18 protein-coding genes are annotated in these 22,146 nt (G+C 51.7%); 8 read left to right on the top strand and 10 right to left on the bottom strand.

Annotated features, from left to right (window positions below; genetic code table 11):
• Window positions 1-354: 354 nt before the first annotated feature.
• From H8L32_RS26325 to H8L32_RS26315, 3 genes are all read right to left on the bottom strand, one after another.
• Complete coding sequence (locus H8L32_RS26325) at window positions 355-2,799, bottom strand: two-component system response regulator (protein WP_186950839.1); 2,445 nt, start codon at window positions 2,797-2,799, stop codon at window positions 355-357.
• Window positions 2,799-4,628 carry a PAS domain S-box protein gene (locus tag H8L32_RS26320; protein ID WP_186950838.1) on the bottom strand — a complete coding sequence of 610 codons (1,830 nt, stop codon included), beginning with the start codon at window positions 4,626-4,628 and terminating at the stop codon, window positions 2,799-2,801. Before H8L32_RS26320 ends, H8L32_RS26325 begins: the two co-directional genes overlap by 1 nt.
• A gap of 434 nt (window positions 4,629-5,062) precedes the next feature.
• Window positions 5,063-5,260, bottom strand: a complete 198-nt coding sequence (locus tag H8L32_RS26315) for a DUF2798 domain-containing protein (protein ID WP_329605234.1) — start codon at window positions 5,258-5,260, stop codon at window positions 5,063-5,065.
• Window positions 5,261-5,552: 292 nt separating this feature from the next.
• Here H8L32_RS26315 and ftrA point away from each other — a divergent pair, with 292 nt between their 5' ends.
• Together ftrA and bcsQ (H8L32_RS26305) are read left to right on the top strand one after the other, a co-directional pair.
• Window positions 5,553-6,515, top strand: a complete 963-nt coding sequence (gene ftrA, locus H8L32_RS26310) for a transcriptional regulator FtrA (protein WP_186950871.1) — start codon at window positions 5,553-5,555, stop codon at window positions 6,513-6,515.
• A 257-nt stretch (window positions 6,516-6,772) separates the two neighbouring features.
• Window positions 6,773-7,525: a cellulose biosynthesis protein BcsQ gene (gene bcsQ, locus H8L32_RS26305; RefSeq protein ID WP_186950836.1), complete on the top strand. Its 753-nt coding sequence runs from the start codon at window positions 6,773-6,775 to the stop codon at window positions 7,523-7,525.
• A gap of 34 nt (window positions 7,526-7,559) precedes the next feature.
• Here bcsQ (H8L32_RS26305) and H8L32_RS26300 read toward each other — a convergent pair whose 3' ends face one another.
• From H8L32_RS26300 to H8L32_RS26280, 5 genes are all read right to left on the bottom strand, one after another.
• On the bottom strand, window positions 7,560-9,494 hold the full coding sequence (locus H8L32_RS26300; RefSeq protein WP_186950835.1) for a polysaccharide deacetylase family protein: 1,935 nt from the start codon (window positions 9,492-9,494) through the stop codon (window positions 7,560-7,562).
• A gap of 27 nt (window positions 9,495-9,521) precedes the next feature.
• Entirely contained in the window at window positions 9,522-9,746 is a 225-nt protein-coding gene (locus H8L32_RS26295) for a hypothetical protein (protein WP_186950834.1), read from the bottom strand.
• Between the two features lies 1 nt (window position 9,747).
• Window positions 9,748-11,106 (bottom strand): glycosyltransferase family 2 protein, encoded by a 1,359-nt coding sequence (locus tag H8L32_RS26290; RefSeq protein ID WP_186950833.1) that lies wholly within the window; start codon window positions 11,104-11,106, stop codon window positions 9,748-9,750.
• Complete coding sequence (locus tag H8L32_RS26285; protein WP_186950832.1) at window positions 11,097-12,428, bottom strand: tetratricopeptide repeat protein; 1,332 nt, start codon at window positions 12,426-12,428, stop codon at window positions 11,097-11,099. The genes H8L32_RS26290 and H8L32_RS26285 overlap by 10 nt, the downstream gene beginning before the upstream one ends.
• 73 nt (window positions 12,429-12,501) lie before the next feature.
• A complete protein-coding gene (locus H8L32_RS26280) occupies window positions 12,502-14,424 on the bottom strand; it encodes a BcsE family c-di-GMP-binding protein (RefSeq protein WP_186950831.1) in 1,923 nt (640 codons plus the stop codon).
• 312 nt (window positions 14,425-14,736) lie between these two features.
• Between H8L32_RS26280 and H8L32_RS26275 the strand changes: the two genes are divergently transcribed.
• From H8L32_RS26275 to bcsQ (H8L32_RS26260), 4 genes are all read left to right on the top strand, one after another.
• On the top strand, window positions 14,737-15,426 hold the full coding sequence (locus H8L32_RS26275) for an alginate O-acetyltransferase AlgF (RefSeq protein WP_186950830.1): 690 nt from the start codon (window positions 14,737-14,739) through the stop codon (window positions 15,424-15,426).
• Window positions 15,427-15,499: 73 nt separating this feature from the next.
• Complete coding sequence (locus H8L32_RS26270) at window positions 15,500-16,849, top strand: alginate O-acetyltransferase AlgX-related protein (protein ID WP_186950829.1); 1,350 nt, start codon at window positions 15,500-15,502, stop codon at window positions 16,847-16,849.
• A 173-nt stretch (window positions 16,850-17,022) separates the two neighbouring features.
• Entirely contained in the window at window positions 17,023-17,406 is a 384-nt protein-coding gene (locus H8L32_RS26265) for a hypothetical protein (RefSeq protein WP_186950828.1), read from the top strand.
• Window positions 17,403-18,173 carry a cellulose biosynthesis protein BcsQ gene (gene bcsQ / locus H8L32_RS26260; protein WP_186950827.1) on the top strand — a complete coding sequence of 257 codons (771 nt, stop codon included), beginning with the start codon at window positions 17,403-17,405 and terminating at the stop codon, window positions 18,171-18,173. The genes H8L32_RS26265 and bcsQ (H8L32_RS26260) overlap by 4 nt, the downstream gene beginning before the upstream one ends.
• A gap of 104 nt (window positions 18,174-18,277) precedes the next feature.
• Here bcsQ (H8L32_RS26260) and H8L32_RS26255 read toward each other — a convergent pair whose 3' ends face one another.
• Together H8L32_RS26255 and H8L32_RS26250 are read right to left on the bottom strand one after the other, a co-directional pair.
• The gene (locus tag H8L32_RS26255; RefSeq protein ID WP_230412430.1) at window positions 18,278-19,921 is read right to left on the bottom strand and encodes an alpha-amylase family glycosyl hydrolase; all 1,644 of its coding nucleotides are present in this window, start codon (window positions 19,919-19,921) and stop codon (window positions 18,278-18,280) included.
• Window positions 19,922-19,960: 39 nt separating this feature from the next.
• Complete coding sequence (locus H8L32_RS26250; RefSeq protein WP_186950826.1) at window positions 19,961-21,001, bottom strand: glucokinase; 1,041 nt, start codon at window positions 20,999-21,001, stop codon at window positions 19,961-19,963.
• 419 nt (window positions 21,002-21,420) lie between these two features.
• Here H8L32_RS26250 and H8L32_RS26245 point away from each other — a divergent pair, with 419 nt between their 5' ends.
• Both H8L32_RS26245 and H8L32_RS26240 read left to right on the top strand, forming a co-directional pair.
• On the top strand, window positions 21,421-21,636 hold the full coding sequence (locus tag H8L32_RS26245; RefSeq protein WP_186950825.1) for a hypothetical protein: 216 nt from the start codon (window positions 21,421-21,423) through the stop codon (window positions 21,634-21,636).
• On the top strand, window positions 21,624-21,908 hold the full coding sequence (locus tag H8L32_RS26240) for a hypothetical protein (RefSeq protein WP_186950824.1): 285 nt from the start codon (window positions 21,624-21,626) through the stop codon (window positions 21,906-21,908). The genes H8L32_RS26245 and H8L32_RS26240 overlap by 13 nt, the downstream gene beginning before the upstream one ends.
• Window positions 21,909-22,146: the final 238 nt, after the last annotated feature.

Raw genomic sequence — 22,146 nt, 5'->3', positions numbered from 1 at the left:
AGCATGTGCCATAACGGTCAAAAAATTCAAGAAATTGAAAATCATCAGCAATCTGCCTCAGCTCAAGAGCCAGTTTACTGTCTGTAATTACATCTAAAAATGCGGTGTTCATTGGGCTGGAGGCTGGGAGGCTGCGGACTGGCGACAAAAGGAAGAGAGCTACCTATCCACCGGTGAAAATGTTTACTTATGGCAATAATAGTAAACTTATAATGAAAAAGACGTGATAATTAGTAAATACTTGTAAGCATTTGTTTCAAGTACTGTACTTTGCGCCAATCCCTGACGCAGGCATTGGAAAGAGTGAGAGCAAGTCCAAGTCCAAGTCCCAGTCCCAGTCCCAGTCCCAGTCAATTAACGCCCGGGGCGCGGCAGGAAATAGTTTTTGCCCATACCCAGGCTGATCCAGCCATTGGAATAGTCATAGGCCCCCATGGGGTGACCAAAGTAATAGCCCTGTATGGTCTGGCAACCTAACTCACTCAGTATGCGTGCCTGTTCAGCTGTTTCTATACCTTCGGCGGTGACATCCAGATCCAGGCTTTTTGCCATTTGCATGATGGCGGCCACCATGCCCAGATCGCGTTCTGCGCCGGGTAAGGCAATCACGAATGAGCGGTCGATCTTGATACGCGACACGGGCAAGTGCTTGAGCAAGGCCATGGAAGAATAGCCGGCACCAAAATCATCAATCGCCACACGTACACCGATTTCCCGCAGGCTGTTGACCACCTTGCGGCTTTGATGAAAATCTTGCAGCATGGCTTCGGTGATTTCAATTTCCAGCAAATGAGGAGGTAGCTGGTAGGTATCCAGGGCATCCTGAATTTGCCTGGTAAACTGCTCATTCTTGAACTGGCCAGCAGAGACATTGACGGCCATGAATAACTGCCCCTGCCCGACTTCGTTCCAGCTATTCAACTGCTTCAGCGCCTCTGCCACTACCCAGTTGCCTATGCAATCGATAAAGCCAACCTCTTCGGCCACATGCACGAACTGCCCTGGTTCCAGCAAACCAGAGGCAGGATGATTCCAGCGCAGCAGGGCTTCAAAACCGATCAGGCGAAAATCAGCCAAATCGATAATGGGCTGGTAAAACAATTCAAACTCGTTTCTTTCGACGGCACCATACAGATTTTGCTCTATGTTCAAACGCGTACCAGACTTGTCGCGGAGGTTGCTGGAATAGGCGCAGATCTTCCCCTTGCCGCAACGTTTGGCTTCATACATGGCACTGTCGGCAGCCCCCAGAATTTCATGAATACTATTGCCGTCACCAGGAAACTTGGCGACACCTATACTGGCACTAATCACAAAATGATGGTCTTCGATCACTACCGGCTCGGCAAAAGATTTCAGAATCTTTTCAGCCACCAGCAAGCCTTCCGAGGGATGATTGAGGCTGGATACGATGACGACAAATTCATCCCCGCCCAGTCGTATCGCTTCATCGTGACGGCGTATCTGCCGCACTATGCGCATGGCGGCTTCCTGAATAACGCGGTCACCAACATGGTGGCCCATGGTGTCATTGATGGCTTTGAATTCATCCAGGTCGACAAAGATGACGGCGAAATGATTCTCGGCATTCAAGGTCTGCTGGATTTCGGTTTCCAGCCGCTGATCCAGCAAATAGCGATTGCCCAGGCCAGTCAGCGGGTCGTGGTAGGCCAGATGCGCCAGTTGCCGCTGGGCTTCGCGAATAAAACTGATGTCTGAAATGGCATGTACATATTGCTTTGCCTTGCCGGTTTCATCACGTACCACGCAAATATGCTGTAGCGCCGGGAACAGACGACCATCCCTGCATTTGCAGGCGACTTCGCCTGACCAATAACCTTCGGGCATAGCGGCAATGTCTTGATAGGTGGGGTCATTGTCCCGCCGTCCCAGCAAGATTTCACTGGGGTAATACCCCAGTATTTCTTCCTGCGGATAACCGGTCAGTCGTGTCAGTGCCGGGTTGATGGAGCTGACCTTGCCAGCCTCATCCAGTATCATGATGCCTTCTGCGGTAGTGCTGAAAACGACGCTTGCCTGCCGCAGGTTTTCTTCTGCCAGCTTGCGCAGGGTGATGTCGCGCAAGGCGCCGATGACGGTCTGTTTTCTTCCATGCCCTACATGCAGTTTGCCAACCATTTCCAGCCAGGCATAATCACCGTTGCTGCGCAGAGCACGAAAGCTGCAGTTGAATACGTCTGATTTGGTCAAAGCCTGCTGCACATTGGCCCTGTCATCCGGATGTATGCATTCCAGCATGGTGAGCAGGTTGGCCTGGAAAGGACTGAGGGCGCTATCCCACATGCGGTGAAAACGCTCGTCACCCTTGACGGTATCCAGTTGCTCTTCCCATTCCCAGATGCCGAGATCGGCGGCTTGGAGGGCGATGGACAGGCGTTCTTCGGATTTTTCCAGCGCGATTTCGGCATCATGGCGAGAACGTGCCACCTGTATGACTGCCGCCAGTTCCTTGGCACCAAATGGTTTCATGACATAGCCAAAGGGCTTGCTGGCAATGGCGCGCCTGACCGTATTATCATCTGCATAAGCAGTAAGAAAGATGACGGGTAATTTCCAGCGCTGATAAATCGCCTTGCAGGCATCGATACCATCTTCTGCGCCATCAAGATGGATATCCATCAACACCAGAGTAGGTTCGAGCTGTGAAACGGCCGACAACGCCTGGGTAAAATTACTGCGTATGCCGCACACGCGGTGCCCCAGTTCCACCAGAGTATGTTGCAGATCCAGTGCCACCACAGGTTCATCTTCCACGATCAGGATGTGCTCGGCATGCATCAAACTATTCCTTTCCGTTTTGGGCTGAGTGCTATCGTAAAACAGGAACCGGATGCGGTCGAAGATGTCGTCATTTCACCATGCAGTTGCGCGACAAACATGGGGATTAATTGCGTCCCCAGTCCTTTTGCTGCATCCCAGTTGAATTCCGTCGCTAATCCACGGCCATTGTCAGCCACTTGCAAATGCAGTTTATCGTCAGAAACTTCTTGCAGGCGGATATCAATACAGGCTTGTAACGGCCCCTGCCCGACCAGCCAGTCCGCAGGAAATGCATGCTTGATGGAATTCAGTATCAGTTCATTGATGACCAGGCCCAGCGGAATCATGCGGTGCGCACTCATAAAAACAGGTTTGCCTGGCCCCGAATACTGTAGTTTGATACCCAGCTTGGCAGTGTCATGGCTGGCAACCGTCAAGGCAATCAGTCGGTTGATAAATTCAGACAATTCAATCTCTGACATCATTTCCGAGTCATACAGCAATTGATGCACCAGCGCCATGGCCCTGATCCTGCCCTGGCTTTCACCCAGCACCCGCGCCACATCTTCGGACGCTTGCCGGGCCTGTAAATTGAGCAGGCTGGACACAATCTGCAGATTGTTTTTGACGCGGTGATGCACTTCATGCAGCAAGGCGGTTTTTTCTTCCAGTGCCTGTTCCAGTGCTTCCCACTGCCTTTTTTTACTACCTATATCATGCGCCAGTTTGCACGCGCCGATGACTTTGCCATTGCGGTCGCGCAAGGGTGAAATGGTAATCGAGACATCCACCAGATGCCCATCCTTATGTATGCGTACCGTATCGAAAGGCGGGATGCGTTCGCCATTGGCGATACGCCGCAGCAAATGCTGTTCTTCACTGAGCAGTGGTGCAGGGAACAGGAAAGTAATCGGTTTGCCCAGTGCTTCCCTGGAGGTATAACCGAGCAGGCGCTCGGCAGCCGGGTTCCAGCCGGTAATGATGCCTTCCAGTGATTTGGTGATGATGGCATCATCGGATGATTCTATAACCGAGCGATAACGGTCTTCCGACTGATGCAGGGCCGCTTCGCTGTCATGCCGCTTGCTGATGTCAATGCCGGACGGTATCAGATGGGTGATCTTGCCGGTTTCATCACGTAGCGGGGCCAGCATGAAATCCACCCACATGCGGCTGTCATCGATCATTTTGGCATGGACGTCATAACGTACAATTTCGCCATTGCGACAACGACTGATTGCGTCTTTCAACTGTTCGCCAGCCTGGGCGTCATGGCTCCACCAGTACGCATCCCACAGTTTTTTACCACGGACATCTTCAATGGCAATACCGGCAGCTTCCAACGGGGCGCGATTGCATTCCAGCACGGTGCCATCCAGATCCAGCAAGCCGACAAAGGCAAACAGATTATCCAGTACCCGCAACAGGCGCTGCTTGCTTTCCTCAGCTACCTGCGCTTCGAAAGAGTCTATGGATGCATCCTGTATCAGTGCCAGGATGCCACAGATATTGCCGCTTTCATCGCGCCGGGGGTAGTAAGACGCCAGGCGAAACAGTTTGCCGTTTTCTTTTCCCGGGGCATCGCCACGTATCTCCTGGCGCACCAGTGGAATGCCGGTTTCAAGCACGAAGCGCAGTTTGGGTTCGACGACATCAGCCACTTGCGGCAAATAATCACGGATGGGGTGACCCAGTTGCTCTGTGATAGGGATACGGTTCAGTTCGGCATGCCGGCGATTGATGAAGAGCAGTCGCAAATCAAGGTCGAGCACTGCCACGCCTATCGGCAAGGTGTCCGTCATGAGCAAAAACAATTGCTCCATTTCCCGACCTTGAAGACCATGCATGGCGCAGCCCTTCGTACGAAAAATTTACTTTATAAATGACTCTATCAGGACTTACGCAAAATTGTCACAGTAAGGCATAGCGACGCTTACACCTTGCAGTAACAGTTTTACCTTAATCATATTTTAACTATAAACAACAAAATATTAAAATTTAAATAATTTTTTTAACAATCTTTGAATATCTGTTGCATGTATGTCGCTTGCATGTCACTTGCATATAACGTCCATGTCACTGGCACATTAGCTGTGCAATACAGATGTGCAGCGCAACATACATGCAATACGCAATCACAACAAAGCCAGGCACCGGGCCTGGCTTTGACAGAGCAAAGATCAATGTATGAATATGGTCTGCAACTAGCTTGTAGACTTCCCTAGCAGTAACATTAGTGCATATTGATGCATTGTCCAGTTATTTTATTGTGCCAGTCGCTCTAAGGTGCTTCGACCACCAGCAAGGTCAGACGCCTTACCAGCGGCAACACCAACAATAGGGTTGGAAAGGCAAATACCCATGACAGCGCCCATGATCCCATCCAGATTTCGATGAAATGTTCCTCCAGACCGACGCTGCGCAAGCTACTGATCAGTGAAACGATACAGGTCATCAGTATCGACAGTAAAAAGGGCATGACGAGGCTTCCGTAGCGTGCAGGCAATTTGCGCATAGAGATGGCAGGAGTAACGTTTTTAATGATGTAAAAGTGCCGCAAGCCGGCTGAAATGACCCCATAGGCCACAATTGGTGGCTTGCTGAAGGCAGACGCTGACGGCAGCTTGGCAAAGTGTGCGATGTCAGTGTAATTGGCACTGATTTAAAAGTAAACTGTCGCCCGGACCGCAAGCCGTGCCAGCAAACATGTCCGGAAACGCAATCTGCGGTAAGATTTTGCCATGGACAATCCTGCACTCAAAAAAACTGGCATGAAGAAACATCTGGTCGTTGCCCTCGCCTATGATCAATTGTGCACCTTTGAATTTGGCTGCACGGTAGAGTTATTTGCATTGCATCGCCCCGAGCTGGATGTGGACTGGTATGACTTTGCCGTCTGCGCCATGGAAGCAGGCAAATTGCGGGCTGCGGGTGGCATCATTGTAGAAGTGCCACATGATTTGAGTATGCTTGATCAGGCCGATACCATCATCATCCCCGGCTGGCGCGATGCAGACGAAATGCCACCACCGGCGATACTGGAAAAAATCCGTGCAGCCCATGCGCGTGGTGCCAGAATTTGCAGTATCTGTTCCGGCGTGTTTGTCCTCGCAGCAGCCGGCATACTGGATGGCAGGACGGTAACGACACACTGGCGCTATGCCGAAAAATTGCTGAAGCGCTACCCAGCCATTCATGTGGAAGCGAATGCCCTGTATGTCGACCAGGGGCAGATACTGACCTCGGCAGGCTCCGCCGCCGGGCTGGACATGTTGCTGCACCTGGTACGCAAGGACTACGGTGCCAGGGTCGCCAATCTGGTGGCGCAAAGACTGGTGGTACCGCCACATCGTGAAGGTGGACAGGCGCAGTTTGTGCCGCGCCCCATGCCCAGCGACGAGCATGCACGCCTGGCAAAGCTGATGGACTGGATCAGATCCCACCCTGCCCTGCCGCACAATCTGACATCCATGGCAGAAAAAGCAGCGATGAGTACCCGTACGCTGCAACGTCAGTTCAAGGATTCCACCGGTATGGCACCGGGTGAATGGCTGATACGTGAACGCGTCGCCATCGCCAAAGAATTGCTGGAATCACCGCACACCAGCCTGACACAGGTGGCTGAACTGGCCGGATTTGGTTCTGAAGAATCGCTGCGCCGTCACTTCCGCCGCATCGTGGCCAACAGCCCGGGCAATTATCGCAAGCAGTTTGCCGATGTGCTGATTTGTTGACAGCTATGCCGGTTTAAGGCTACCGCGCCATACAAGTGATGAATGATTCCAGAACTCATTTCATACACTGCATCCCGAATCGCCTTGCTCGCACTCATCCCTATTTATGAAATGAGTTCTAGTACATTCACACCATGACTGCGCTCTTATCAAGAGAGCAAATTACGGGTACACTGCGCTCAACAATTTAATCTGCATTTTTCAGCTTTGATGCTGTCAGTCAGCCGCACATAATAATAATTTATCACTATGCAACCATGCATGTAATCTCCCTCATTTCTGGTAAAGGTGGCGTCGGTAAAACGACGCTGACGACCAATCTGGCCATCGCGCTGGGACAGCGTGGCAAACGTGTGCTGGTGATTGATCTTGATCCACAAAACGCGGTACGTCTGCATCTGGCGATGGACCCGGGTGATGATGCTGGTCTGGTACGTGAGGGTATTTTCCCTGAAGTTATTTTCCATAGCCCCTTTGGTGTCGACTTTATTCCCTTCGGGCGAGTGACTGAAGAAGAGTTGCTGGAATTTGAGTCTGCACTGGAAGCACGTCCCCAGTGGGTGGCGACAGCCATACAGGGCTTGCGGGTGGCCGCCTATGATTACATTTTGCTGGACACACCACCAGGTGCGACAGTCTACCTGCCACAGGCGCTGAAGGCGGCAGAGCGCGCATTGATTGTGGTATTGGCCGACGCCGCCTCTTACACCAGCCTGAGCAAACTATTCAAGCTGCTGGCGGAATATGGCGTACAGGACACGTATCCCCCTACTTCAACGACGACACATATCTTGCTGAACCAGATGCAGGAAAACAGCGAGTTGGGACAACAGGTCAGAACCGCGTTGATGAATACTTACGGTGCCAAGATGGCCCCCATGGTGATACACAGGGACGCCATGGTGCCGGAGGCGTTGGCGTACGAAAGATCAGTGTTGCAATATGAACCGGATGCACCGGCCAGCCGCGACATCCAGCATTTGGCAGACTGGCTCAGGACAACGGCATAAAGCAGTCGGTACAGACCTGCTATCGGTGGCGGGTTTAGTTAAACACCACCTGATAAGCATAGTTACCAGGCTTCAGGGCTTCAAATACGATCGCTACGCGGTAATCATCAATGCGTTTGATATTGGCCCCGGGAGTACCGATCTTCAAACCCAGAACACTGGGTAACTGTCCTTTTTGCGGCAACATCAAAATCAGGCTGGCATTTTCCAGAGGCTTGTCGCCGGTGATGGTCATATCAAATTCTATGCGCCTGCCTTTCACTGTGGACGACAGTTTCAGGCGATCGCGTTCATGCCACCAGTTGGCAACCTGGGTAGCCGATGCCAGCCAGATAGTATTCCTGTTGGCCTTGAGGTAGGCCAGATAGGCAGGAAATGCCTGGGCCAGCGTACTGTTTTCTTCAAAGTTCTGACTATGGACACTGAGTATTCCCAGTGCGCCCATTTGCCTGCTGGTTTCCGCATCCGCGATCAGGGCAAGTTTGGTCCGCTCTGCATCCAGTTGTTCCTTGCTTAAATTCAGGTCATCACGCTGGGTACGTGGCAACAACACCATGGCTTTGTCATTGCTGACTCCATCCAATTTGACAAACGCCGGCAAGCGTCCCTCTGTGCTGCCGGGGTCGGTCAGGTGATGCAGGAAGCCGGCCTTTTGCAGCATTAGCTGGGTGGTTTCGTCATAGGCTTCCAGCGGTGCGCGGAACCCGGTCAAAGCGCTGGTATCGGCCAGAATGGATTTCAAATCAGCGCGCATGCTATTCAGGCGTTTTTCCTGCTGCCCGGCGCTTTGGCCTTTAAAGCCTTCATGCACGTCACCGTGATAACCGACATCATAATCACGTGCCAGGGTTTTCGTTTCATCAGGAAATTGTCTGGCGACAGAGGTCAGCATATAGAAACTGCCGCGATAACTGATGCTGCGTATCATTGCCGCAAAGCGCAGGGCATTTGGGAAACCTTGCTCGGTATCCATTTCTATTATTTGCGCAGCATATTTACCTTCTGGCCAGGCAGCACGTACCAGGGCTGGTCGTCTTTGCAGCCAGCTCAGCGTGTCATCAACCAGACTGTATATGGGGTAAGGCTGCGCTTCCCATGCGGATTCGGCAAAGGCAAACACGGCACTGCGGCCGGATTCTGCCGAAGGTTCGGCATACAAGACCGCAGCTTCATTCTTGCGTTCTGCATCCTGTACCCGGCCCCAGTCCATGATGCGGGCGGCACCGGCCTTGCCACTGAAGCGCAGCAAACTTTCCGATGCGTTGCCCAGCCAGATGCGTTGCCCCGCAGCCTGACTGTGGGTCAGTGGTGTTTCACCATCCAGTATCAGGTAACGCGCCAATGATGTGGGTGGCACTGGTGATGTCGCGGATGCCAGGGATGCCGCAGACGCCGCCGCTGCCGGCGCACCCTGCACAATTTCGCCTTTGGAAACAGCACCCAGGCCTTCAAGAAATTGCCAGCCAGCCCATTCACCTTTTTCATTGCGGGTGCCGCTGGCCCAGGTCGCCAGTATTGCGCCGCCCTGTGTACGATAAGCCTGCAGGTCTATCCGTTCCTGTTCGCTGAGCGCTACCGCCGAAGGCAGTATCAGGACACCTTCGCTGATGTTACGCAACTCTTGTGGATCGGTGATTTCCTTGAAGCTGATCTGACGCTGTTTGCCATACGCACGCCAGGGCGCCAGCAGGCGATCATAATTACCGCCTATGGAAGAAAAATAGCTGCGGGTATTCGGTGATACATACAGGTACAGTCCTTTGGATGTTGGTGCCGATGTCGTCCCGCCAGGTGAACCAAAAGGTGTGTTCAGGCTGAATTGCGGCATTTGCCAGCCCAGCACCTGCATCGACGACAGATAGGCAAATACCGACACAGCCATGACTAGCACAATCAGCCCGATCAGATAGGTGCCTATGCGCCGGTATGCAGGCCGGTTTTCAAAACCGCTGGGATCTTCTGTTTGCATGAAAAATTAAAGCGCCGTTACCATGACTTAAGATGGGCTTGTGGTCGTGACAGCAGGGGCAGCATGTTTTTCTGGCGTATAACGCTTGAGAAAAATCGGCTGTATTTCACCCTCAACGGATGCGGTCGGGTCTTTGCGTTTGGGACGACGCTTGTCGCGCAACTTGAAAGCAACATAAGCAGCCACACCGACCACCAGCGTGCCTATGGTGGTGATCAGTATCACCGTTGCCAGTATCGAAATCAGATCCATGTCAGAGTTTGCCTTCCCGCTGTAACTTGCCCCAGGTCATTGCCGTTCCGCGCCATTCTTCTATAGTGGCAAAGACTTTGGAAATATCAATAATTGTAATGTAGAACAGCCGGAACACGACGGCATAGAATATCAGTGAGGGATCTTCTTCTTCGACAATGATGCAATAGGTAGCGGCGACGATATCCAGAATAGTCAGTTGCAACCACCAATAAAACAGGAAGATGACTACGCCGTATTGCAGACCTATATACACAAAGAAAACATTGCCCAGCACAGTGGAAAACGGCCACATGATGCCTTCAAACAGCATGTACCATAAGATGAAGAAGTTCAGGCCAGCGCGGCGCGGACTCCATAGAGCTGAACTATGTTTCCGGGTTGCCTGCAAAATGCCACGGGTCCAGCGGTAACGCTGCTTGAGCAAATCCAGCAGGCCGCTGGGTGTCTCGACCCAGGCGATGGCGGTTGGCTCATAGGCAATATGCCAGCCGCGCATCAGCAGCTTCAGTGTCAGATCACAATCTTCGGCAAAAGTATCATGGTCATAGCCACCGGCCTGTTGTAAGACAGTCTTGCGAAACATGCCCAGTGGCCCGGGTATGATATTGACGGCACGCATGAAGCTTTGGGCCTTGCGGGCCATGGCCAGGCCTTCGACGTATTCCAGCGCCTGCACCTTGGTCCACAGGTTTTCGCGATTCAGCACCTTGACGTTGCCTGCTACCGCACCAACACGCGGATCATCAAAATGGCGTATGCAGGCACGCAGGGTATTGCGTGAGAGCTTGGTGTCGCCATCCATGTTCAGAATATATTCACCACGGGCTGCGGTCATGCCGCTATTGAGGGCATCCGCCTTGCCACCGTTTTTCTTGGTGATGACGCGGATGGACACCTGATGGTCTTCGCGTGCCACGGCCAGCGCTTTTTCATAGGTATCATCACTGGACCCATCGTCAATCACCAGAATTTCATAATTTGGATAGTCGAGCAATAACAGTGAACGCAGGGCCTGCTGTATGACCGGCCCTTCGTTATAAGCCGGCACCACCAGTGAAATCATGGGCAGCGACGCTTCATCATGCAAGGTGCTTTCGGGTTCCTGACGACGCTTCATCAGGTATTCCAGATGTTCCATGAAGGAATACAGGATCAGCACGGCGTAGCGTATCACCAGCAAGGCAAGGAAAAACAAGAGATAGGCAGAGACGGCGCTGAGAAACAGGTTTTCAAACAGAACGCTGAATCTGCCCAGGCCGAATTGCCGCATGCCGCCCAGACTGTATACAAAAATCGCAGCGACGCCGCCTATGGACAGGGCCGCAATCAGGTAACGCCATAATTGCCTCAGTCCCAAAGTTTCTCCAGATTCATGGAGAATGATTTGGCGCGATAACGGGCATTGTCACGACGACTGGCCATGGACCACAGGTTAACGCCGATAGCCAGATTTTTGCCCAGCCAGCGCTTGCCCCCTACACCCAGACTCCAGTTGCTGCCAGCTTCGCCATACAACCGGGTGCCCACCTGGCCGCTGCCAAACAGGCTCCAGTTTTCACTGCCCCAGTCGGCCTGCAGGCCAAGATAAGCAGTACCAAAACCATCTGCCGGTGACCAGTAACGATTCGAATAAAAACGCACATCACGCGTTTCTATCCCTGCAAACGGTTTGATGCGGTGACCCAAAGGCCGCCAGGATGGAATGAAATTGCTGCGCGTGGTCAGGATCACGTTGTTGTCGGAGATGCGGAAAATATCAGCATGTCCACTAAATTGTCCCACCTCAAAATTCAGATTAGCATCGAGCCCGATATGGGCTGCGGTCAGACCATCTTCCACAGCGCGGGCGTTGAAGGCAGACTTGCCCCAGTTGCTCCGGCCAACTTCCAACAGAAAACGGCCGTCGTCTATCTTCAATTTCAGGTTGCCGAATACATCAGTTGCCGGCTTGGCCTGGACATTAAGCTCCAGCCTTGGTTCCAGCGGCAGGTTGAGATTCTGGTAACTGAAGCTGACATCTCTTTGCTGGACAGCGGTAGCCGGCAACTGATCGCGCAAACCGGCAGTACCGATTTCAAACACGTGCTGGCCCGTATCGTCGCGCCAGCGTTGGCTGATCGTGGCTTCGCGGCGTTTGGCATCACCAGAATCCTGTCCGGCACCGACGGTGATGAGCGTGCGTGGATTAAGTTCACGCATGGCATAGCCAAGCCCTTCAAGGGCCGCGGCGTTTTGCGGATCTTCCGCCAATACGGTTTGATACAGGGGCAAGGCCTGATCGTCACGACCTTTCCAGCGATAGACGTTGGCCAAACCAACGCGTGCTTCCTTGCGCTGCTTGCTATTCGACAGCAATTTATATTGCAATGCCGCCTGCTTGAAACGCCCTGACCAGGCCAGGCTATTGGCAACGATCAGACGCAGGCCAGTATCGGTTTTTTCTTTTTCCAGCACTTCCAGCCCCTGCGTACCGGCAGCCTGGTAATTTCCATTTGCGCTAAGGTCAACGATGCGTTGCTGAGCCGGACTCTGCGCTACATCCGAAGAGAGGTCTGCTGCAAACGCAAGTGTATTGCCGCATAAGGCAGCAAGAAAAAACACCACCGGCAATTGCTGCATACCATTCGATACGGATGCTGGCTGATTTGCTGATTTTGAGAAAAATGGGGTAAGGATCATAAACTTTTTTTATCGATAGCCTGATTAGTAGCCTAAATAGGCTGAATAGGCTGACTGGCCTGAACGGAAAACATCAACCCGTCTGCTTTTTGTAGGAAGCACGTGTCGCCCTTGGTGCCGGCTGTTTGCCAAAAACCTGATTGGCAGCGTGAGACTGGGGCACATCTGGCTGAGTCACACCATCCGTTACAGTATTCGTCAACTTATTCTCCACCACATTCGCCAGTAATTCTTTCACTTGCCTGGCTTCGTGCAAGACCGGACTGGCCTCCGCAATGACAGTGCTGACCGGCAGCTTCGTTTCAGTGGCGAAAGGCTTGCTGCCTGCATCAGCAACATCAGGCACCTGGGATAATTTTGCTACCGCTGATACCGTAGGTAGTTCCGGCTTAATCTGCTTTGGTATCTTTGCTTGCGGCACGACCCTGACCAGTTCTTCCTCATGCATGGGCTCAGCAGAATAATCAGGAAGATTTTTCTCACGGGCTGCGCGCGCCAACGTATTCAAGGCTGCTTCAATAGATGGCCTGTCGAGCAAAAATTCGGGATCGTAAAATGTGCTTTCCACCCGACCACCCAAAATGCGTTCTACGGTAAATGGCAAGGCAGATTCGGGACAACCATTAAAAAACAGATAGCATGCGCGGCCATCGCTGGACAGCAAATCACCGGGGCGAGAGATAGTGACCCGCCCAAGGATGTCAGGAAAACTGGTACCACGTACCAGTTCGCCGATGACCAGTGCGCAGGGAATATTCAGGGCGGTACCACGTTCAACAATGGCGCTGGCTTCACGGGCAAAACGCGCTGGTAATAAATAACCGCGTGCGCCAGATGGTATGACACTGGCCAGGGCGACTTCAAAATCAATCTCGACATTGCGGTCAAAGCTTTGCCCCTGCAAGGATTCCAGCAACAGCGGCAGCCGGCTTTCCGGAATGTCACGGTGTATCACCAGATTGACGCCCAGACGCAGCAACAAGGCTTCATTCTGGTAGCGTAGGGAAGCCTGTTTTTCACGCACGACTATATGCGCTTTCTTGCCAAGACTGGTACGCAGGGTATGCACGGTTTCTGCAATTTCACGCAGACTGGTGTCACGCTGAAAGCTCAGTATAACGGTCGCTGCATGTAAGCCACGGGTCGCATGCAACATTCCAACCATGCTGTTGACTTGCTGCCAGACACCTGGCAATTCGTTGGCAAGACCAGCCAGGTCTTCATCCATGTAAAAGAATTTTGTGGGTCCGCTTGCGACGGATTCAATGATCTGGCTGATCACATTGTCATTCGCATCTTCATTGGCGCGTATACCAATCTGGTACATGCCGTTATCGAGCGTCAGCAAAGGATACTGCCGGGCTGCAATGGTGCCTTCGGGTGATTGCCAATAATCAAAAACCAGTTCTTGTCCCTGACGCCCGCTGGTAATCTTGACGATGCCGGACAGTTGATCCATCATGGCTTGCAGGGTATCGGCACTGTTGCTGTTCAGGCGAGAAAATATCAGCAAGGCAGTCACCCTGTGCTTGCTGAACCAGAGTCGCATGACTTCTATTTGTTCCATCGCCAGCGAAATATCGTGCAGGCTGAATAATTCATCCGCCTGATCAAATATCAGATAGCTGCCATCAGGAATACCAAAATGATCAAGCTCCCTGGCAAAGCGGCCTGCGCCAAAGCGGAACATGTTTTTGGAAAAATTATCCTGACGTAAAAATATCTGCAATTTACCGCTATCGATTGCCTGACGGGTATCGTAGGTACCCAGCGCATCTATACGTTCAAGAAATGCCTCCGGGTGCGATGGCAAAATGACGGTGCAATCCATACCCTTGTTCCACGCATGCACCAGACTGCTGGCCAGCAAAGGTACGCGTGAAGGCGGCATTTCTGCGATCAATGCATACAGGCCGCCAACCAGCATCTGATCTGTCAGACTGGGAAGACCAGGAAGATTCAGCCTGGCGTTGGCAACGGTGGGGGTCTCATGCATAATGGCGAGCGCCTTTTGTTTAATTGACAAAGAATCCTGATAACGCAATCTGTGGATACTTGTCAGCATTATTATTGCGCCATTTTACCATGTGTAACATTGCCGAAAATGTGATTGGTTTGTTAATTATGTTTTCATTTTTATCACAATCGACCTTGAATAAATTTCAATATGCAAAGAAAAACTTCATCAACACCTTGCACCGGCGAGCACCATCTGCCGACAGAGCAAGGCTTTAGCGCCCGCTATCTGTTGAAGTTTTGTTTGCTGTTTTGTTTACCGTTTTGTTTACTATCGAGCCTGCAATTGCTCATGCCGATGACGGCAACGGCGCAATCCACCGGTGCCCTGTACGAACCGGAACCGCCAGCGGATGCCAGTTATATCCGCGTGATTTACCTCGGCCAGCAAGATCAGGTGGACGTACTTATCGACGGCAAAATCCGCCAGACGTCTTTGCAGGAATCCCAGTTCAGTCATTACATGGTGTTGCCAGCCGGACCGCACGAGCTGATTTTGCAGTCACGTACTGGCAGCAAGAAAGCCCAGACACTGAAGCTGGATGTGCGTGCAAAACGCATACAGACACTGGCTTTCATGCACCTGCAAGCGCAAACAACAACCCTTACTCCCGTCATATTTGAAGACAGAAGTAATAGCAACCGGCTCAAGTCCACCTTGACGGCTTACCATCTGGCACCAGAGTCTGGTACGGTCAATATCAAAACTGCGGATGGCAAGACCAGCGTTTTTCGTGATCTGGCTCCATCCACCAGCTACTCGCTGGCGGTAAATCCGGTCAGTGTGGAATTGCTGGTTTGTCCATTGAATGAGCGACCAGCAACGTCCGTTGATTGTGCGCCTTCCGGCAAGGGACAGGCCAGGACTCCACTGGCGATGGAACGCGGGGACAACTATAGTTTGCTGCTTTCAACGGAAGCGCATTCAGACTTGCGTGCACGGGTTTCCAAAAACACGCTGGAACCGGGATTTTCCAGATGACATTAACCCGGCTATCCATCTGCATCACCACTAAAGTCATGGTGACTGCCATTCGCATTTCAGGAGTATAAACATGTTGCGCCCCTACCTACATCTGGCCAGTTGGCTAACCACAAGCCTCATTGCAGTGAGTCTGAGTACATTACCTGCATCTGCGCAGGAAGCTGCTGCCATTGAAGGCAAACATGACTGGCTGTTTTATCGCTATGAATGGACTACCAGTGCCGATCTGGCAGCAAGCAATACCTCACTGGACCTGATCAAAGGGTTCAATCAGGCCCTGAAGGACAACGGCATTACCCTGGTAGTAGCCATGGTGCCACTCAAGGCACGCATTTACCAGGCCCACCTGCCAGATCAGAACAAGCTCAATCCTTATATGGCAGGCAATTATCAAAGAATGGCACAGGTATTGAACTCGGCAGGTGTCAAAGTCATTGACCTGAATACCAGTTTTTTGCAGAACGTAAAAAGCCAGCCGGATAAGAATCTGTTTTTCCGCCTTGACAGTCACTGGTCTGCGCAAGGTGCCATGCTGGCGGCAGACACCGCCACCATCAGCATGGAAACCGATGCAACACTCAAAGCCATACTGCGAACTATTCCAACTGAAAAATTCTCGGTACGCTGGACACAACAAGCCATCGCCACCGTATCACGCGACCTGGTCAACCAGTTACCCAAAAATGCGGCCACCTATGCACCAGAAATGGTGTACGACGTCGAGGTGAGCAAGGCTGCCGGCAGCAATAATCTGCTGGGTGATGCACCTGTCACTTTGATCAGCCTGGTGGGTAGCAGCTATTCCAAACCCTGGACACGTTTTCCTGACTTATTGAAATACAGCCTGCAAAAAGATGTACTGACCGTTGCGGTAGGTGCTGACCAGGGGTCGTGGGTAGGCATGGAATCGTATCTGCGCGATGATGCCTTTCGCAATAATCCACCGAAACTGCTGATATGGGAAATGCCGGAAAGAGACATGCGTGCACCACCGGCCTTCCCTTACCGCGAAGAACGCTATCGCAGCGACAATCTGGAATGGTTGCAACGTGTGTCGGCGCTGGTGCAACAGCAGTGCCGCCCCTCACCTGTCACTGCCAGCTTGCCTGGGGCCACTAAAAACGGCGAATTGAACATACAACTGAGTCCCGCCAGTGATGGTCTTGATTATCTGCAGGCACAGGTGAGCAGCAAGACATCGCAAACGCTGACCCTGGAAGCGATGAAAGGGGATGTTGGCGGACGCAAATCAAGCCAGGCCGTCCCCGTTAATGGTGATGCCACTACACACAGTCTGGTATTTGCATTGCCCCGGGATGGCAAAACCTATACGGGCGTGAAGATAACAGCCAGTGAGCCTGGTGCGATATCGATCACTGAATTGAAAATGTGTCGCGCAACAGCTGTGTCATTGAAGTAAGCAAAACACATGCATTGATGAAAGGCATGCAAGTATTTCTATGCCGCTTCATTAATGATTGATAAAATTAATCGAAATAATCAGGACCAGGCCTCCTTTGCAACGCTGATGGATTTCTTTTGTAAATCATCTGAACGGCTTGCAGTACTTACCATTCACCATAGAAAGTATTCATGAATCGCCAGGACGATGGCAAAGCACCTGAACATAGCTGGCCCATTTTGCAGTCTATCGCTGCAAAACAGGCACATCGTCCTGCGCTGTTAACAGAAGCAGAACGGGAAGCACGCTGGCAATACATGCCTGTCGCTGAGGTGGTTATAGCAGGGGCAGCAGGCGCGACACCATATGCCGGCTCGCCGCCTGGTGGCTCACCCAACCGCAAACAACAAATCGCCAGTCAGCTCCAGCATTTGACGTCCTCCACCACGGGCATGAGCAATGCCAGGAATTCATCCTCGGTTCAGGCATTGTTCCAGCGCCTGGCAACTGATGAGAAAAATTTGTCCGCGCCATCCGGCGATACCGGATTTCTGGGACAGCTACTTAAAAAATGAAAATTATTGCAGTTGTTTCCATGAAGGGTGGCGTCGGTAAAACCAGCGTGACCGCCAATCTGGCTGCAGTTCTGGCGCAGGATGCCAGTACCGACAGCATCGCTGTCTTGAACCTGGACCCGCAAAATAGCCTGCACCTGCATTTCGGGCTAGGTGTCGCATTGGAAGATGGGGTATGCAGACAGACAGTACTGGAACAGGACTGGTCGGATGCTGCCTATCCGACTGCCTATAACGTCATCAACCTGCCCTATGGCGATGTCAGCGAAGCAGAACGCAAGAAATTTGAACTCTGTCTGACCAATCAGCCCGACTGGATAGAACAACAGATCCGCCTGCTTGATCTGCCCGATGACGCTATCCTGCTGATTGATACACCACCAGGGCCATCGGTGTACCTGCGGCAAGCCGTTGCCTGCGCCGATCTGATTGTCATGGTTGCACTGGCTGACGCCAGTTCTTATGCCACCATACCAGCCATGGAATCCTGGTTAAGCAATATGGAAACCGGCACGTCGCTTGATCATTGCATGCTGCTATTGAACCAGCTCGAACCTGACAACAAGCTCAATACCGACATCGCATCTGCATTAAGTAAATCATATGGCCAGCGCATGTTGCCTTTTGGCATACCGCGCGATGAAGCCATCAGCATGGCTTTTGCATTTCAGCAGCCGCTTTGCCATTACGCCCCGGATCATCCCGCTGTCGGACAGTTTCAGGGTATCGCTGACTGGGCAGTAGAAATGCTGAACGAAAGTATTTGATATCAGCAGGAATAGAATCAATAGAAATTAAAATCAACAGGAATTAAAAAAAGGGCCGTACGCCACACGTACAGCCCTGTCAAGCGCACTGCAAAACATCCTGTTTAACTCACTTCCCCAAACCACGCGCCATAGGCTGGCAAGCTGACTTTTCCTGCTTCAGCCTGCCCTGGCAAACCTGCGGCGTCCATTGTTTTTGCCCCGGTTGTATCAGGCCAGTAGAAACTCACCGGTTGATTGCCCAGATTGAATGCGGCCACGATACTGTTGTTGCCAGCAAGGTCACGACGTATCGCCAGTACCGATTCGGGAGCATCAAAGAAGCTGATATCGCCCCGGCTAAGTTGCGGGTATTGCTTGCACCAGGCAAGGATATGCCGCGCATAATTGAGCACTGAATTGCCATCTTTATCCTGCACAGATACGGCGTGGGCTGTATGTTCTGCCGACACCGGCAACCAAGGCTTGCCGCTGCTGAAGCCTGCATGCACCTGATCTGCCTGCCAGGGCATAGGCGTACGGCAACCGTCACGCCCCTTGAATTCTGGCCAGAACGTAATGCCGTAAGGGTCTTGTATATCTTCATAAGCAACTTCGGCCTCAGTCAGCGCCAGCTCATCCCCCTGATACAGGCATGGCGTGCCTTTCAGGGCCATTTGCATGGCCAGCAGCATTTTGGCAAAAGCAGGCGTTGCCTGCGGACCACCCCAGCGTGTCATGACCCGCACCGAATCATGATTGCCGACTGACCAGGACACCCAGCCGCCCTTGACACGCGCTTCAAATTCTTCGACCTGTTGTCGAATATACCCAGCGGAACAGGTTGCCGTCAGCAGATTGAAACTGTAAGCCATATGCAGTTTGTTATCGCCTGCCGTATATTCCGCCATGACACCCAATGAGTCATCGGCGCCCACTTCACCGATGGCAATCGCACCGAATTCATTGAGCAAACTGCGTATGCTTTCCAGAAAGGCCAGATTTTCTGGCTGTGTCTTGTCATGGATATGCGCCTGCATGCCATAGGGATTATTGTCTTGCACGGTTTTATTGTCACGCACCTGGCTGGGCGGATTGTCGCGCAGCGCCCGGTCATGGAAATGAAAGTTGCAGGCATCCAGCCGGAAGCCATCCACTCCGCGTGCCAGCCAGAAACGCATATTGTCCAAATGTGCCTGGCGCACTTCGGGATGATGGAAATTCAGGTCCGGCTGGCTGACCAGAAAATTATGCATGTAATACTGGCGGCGGCGTGCATCCCATTGCCAGGCAGAACCACCAAATACAGACAGCCAGTTATTTGGCGGTGAACCGTCCGCCCTGGGGTCAGCCCAGACATACCAGTCTGCCTTGGGATTGTCACGACTCTGGCGACTTTCGGTAAACCAGGGATGTACATCGGAACAATGCGACAAGACCTGATCGATCATGATCTTCAAACCCAGCGCATGGGCACGCTGCAACAAACGATCAAAGTCGGCCAGCGACCCGAAAATGGGATCGACATCACAATAGTCTGCCACGTCGTAACCAAAGTCCTTCATGGGCGACGTAAAGAAAGGCGATATCCAGACAATATCCACACCCAGTGCAGCGATGTAATCGAGCTTAGCGGTGATGCCGGGCAAGTCACCGATGCCATCACCGTTACTGTCGAAAAAACTGCGCGGGTAGACCTGATAGATGACGGCGTCGCGCCACCAGTCGGCAGGCTGCTGGCCCTGCTTCATTTGAACACTAGTATTCATCACTCAGACCAGAAAATAATTGAAAGTACAGGCAACGCATCAGGCATCAATCAAATGAGCAGCAGAATCAGCAACCACCGACAGCCGTTCAGTCAAAATGGCAGATACACCTAAAAAGGCCGGGTATTCTGCAGTAATAAGGAAAGTCGGTACCTGCGCAAGATAAGTGGCGAAACGCCCTTTTGCTTCAAAACGCTGGCGAAATGCAGACGTGTTGAAAAATTCACCCAGGCGCGGCACGATACCGCCACCGATATACACGCCACCGGTAGCCCCCAGGGTCATCGCCAGATTACCGGCGATGGTTCCCAGCATGGCGCAAAAATATTCAACTGTACGGACACACACAGGGCAACTGCCATCCAGCGCAAGCCGCGTGATATCGGCGGCATTCATGTCTTCCGGATTGGATATCTGATCCATATGTGACAGGGCACGATACATGATTTCCAGACCCATACCGGAAATCAGGCGCTCAGCAGATACATGCGCATATTCCTTGCGGGCATAACGAAGAATCTCGATTTCCGTATCATCCGCCGGTGAAAACGAGACATGGCCACCTTCACTGCACAAAGGTATCCAGTGCGACCCCGAAGGAATAATGCCGGACACACCAAGACCGGTACCAGGCCCGATCAGACCGATGGCGCGTTGCGCTTGCGCCTGGCCGCCACCAACCTGCAATTTTTCATGTTCTGCCAGATGAGGCAAAGCCATCGCCAGCGCAGTGAAATCATTCACCACCACCAGATTCTGGAAGCCACAAGCCTGACGCAAAGCCTCGATGGAGAAAGCCCAGTGATGATTAGTCATGCTTATCACATCCCCCTCCACAGGGTTGGCAATGGCAATGGCTGCATGTTGTACTGCCTGCTGACACAGCGCCTTTACTTCTTCTCTGGCAAGATAGGCCGTAATGGCGGCCTGCAAATCGGGATAGGCATTGCAGGGCAATACGGTAATCGCTTCAAAACGATGATTCGTCGTTTCCAGGGCAAAGCGCGCATTGGTGCCACCAATATCTGCCAGCAAACGCGGCCCTGCACTATCTGGTATTTTTGGATTTTTGGTCAACATCTCAGCATTCATATTTTCAGATCTGCCTCTGGCTACCTATTCAGGCATCAATTTATGTAACAATACTACATAAAATTCACATTACTGTCTAACAAATTTACACCCGCCGTGGTGAAATTAGAGTGAAATCTGAAAAATCAGCAACGAAAACTATTTCCATCTGATAAAAATTGAATGAAATTCAACTAAGTGCAATGTAGTCACACTACTTTTTTAGTGTGTCGAAACATATATACTGCGATCATTTTTCAAGATGAATTTGCCAGCCTCTGCGCATAGCAGCGTTTATATCTCAACACGTCAGCGCACAATTGCAAATGATCTGCATCGGCAAACCGGACGAAGTCGATGCGGAACAGCAAGATAGCAGATGATTTTTCTTTGGCCAGACATAAGGGTCTTTGCCTGAAGGCATGGGCATGATCCAAGCAAAGAACGACATCAATATGGATGGTGATGGTGACAGAAAATTTCTCTGCTTCACTTTTCAGATCAAAGTCAGCAGACCCAAAACAGTCCGCAGAAATTTTAGCCGCACCGGCATGCATTTTTACAACGGCACAGATAACTTTCAGGCTTGTCGTAAGCTGCTATTTATTGCCGGTTTGGAAGAAACAAAAACATGGATAAGATGACCTCAAAACTGATCACTCCACAGTGCATTTTTTTGGGGCAGATACCTGCAGGAATTTTCATCTTGTTAGTGCATATACGGACCATGCTTGCTGACTGGCTGCATACATCTGGCATGGTTCAATTATTGCTAAGTACCAAGCGCCTGTTTGGTCGCTTATTTTCAGGGTCACCACAAATAATCATTATTTTGATATTTAGAGGTTGGATTTGCTTATTCCCGCAGCAAGTAAAAGCTGGCAATCATGTCCGCGATTATTGGCCAGAGAGTTAAATTCCATGCTTAGTACAAAAAATATGGCAAGTTTTCAGCAAAGAAGCGCAATTTTTTCTTCAACAGCGGTTATTATTACCGCCTTCATATTCTAAGTTCGAGGAGACAGCGGGAATGGATTTTTCAAATCGCCAGCAAGAGCCGGGAAAGAAATTTATCGGATTAGGGCTGGTCATATTATTTCACGTGCTGGTGGTATATGCACTGGTATCGGGCCTGGCGCGCAAGGCCATGGAAG

Origin of the sequence: Undibacterium hunanense, from assembly GCF_014284335.1 — a bacterium.
In the GTDB taxonomy this organism is placed as follows: Bacteria; Pseudomonadota; Gammaproteobacteria; order Burkholderiales; family Burkholderiaceae_D; genus Undibacterium; species Undibacterium hunanense.
This window is presented reverse-complemented; position numbering and strand designations above follow the sequence as displayed.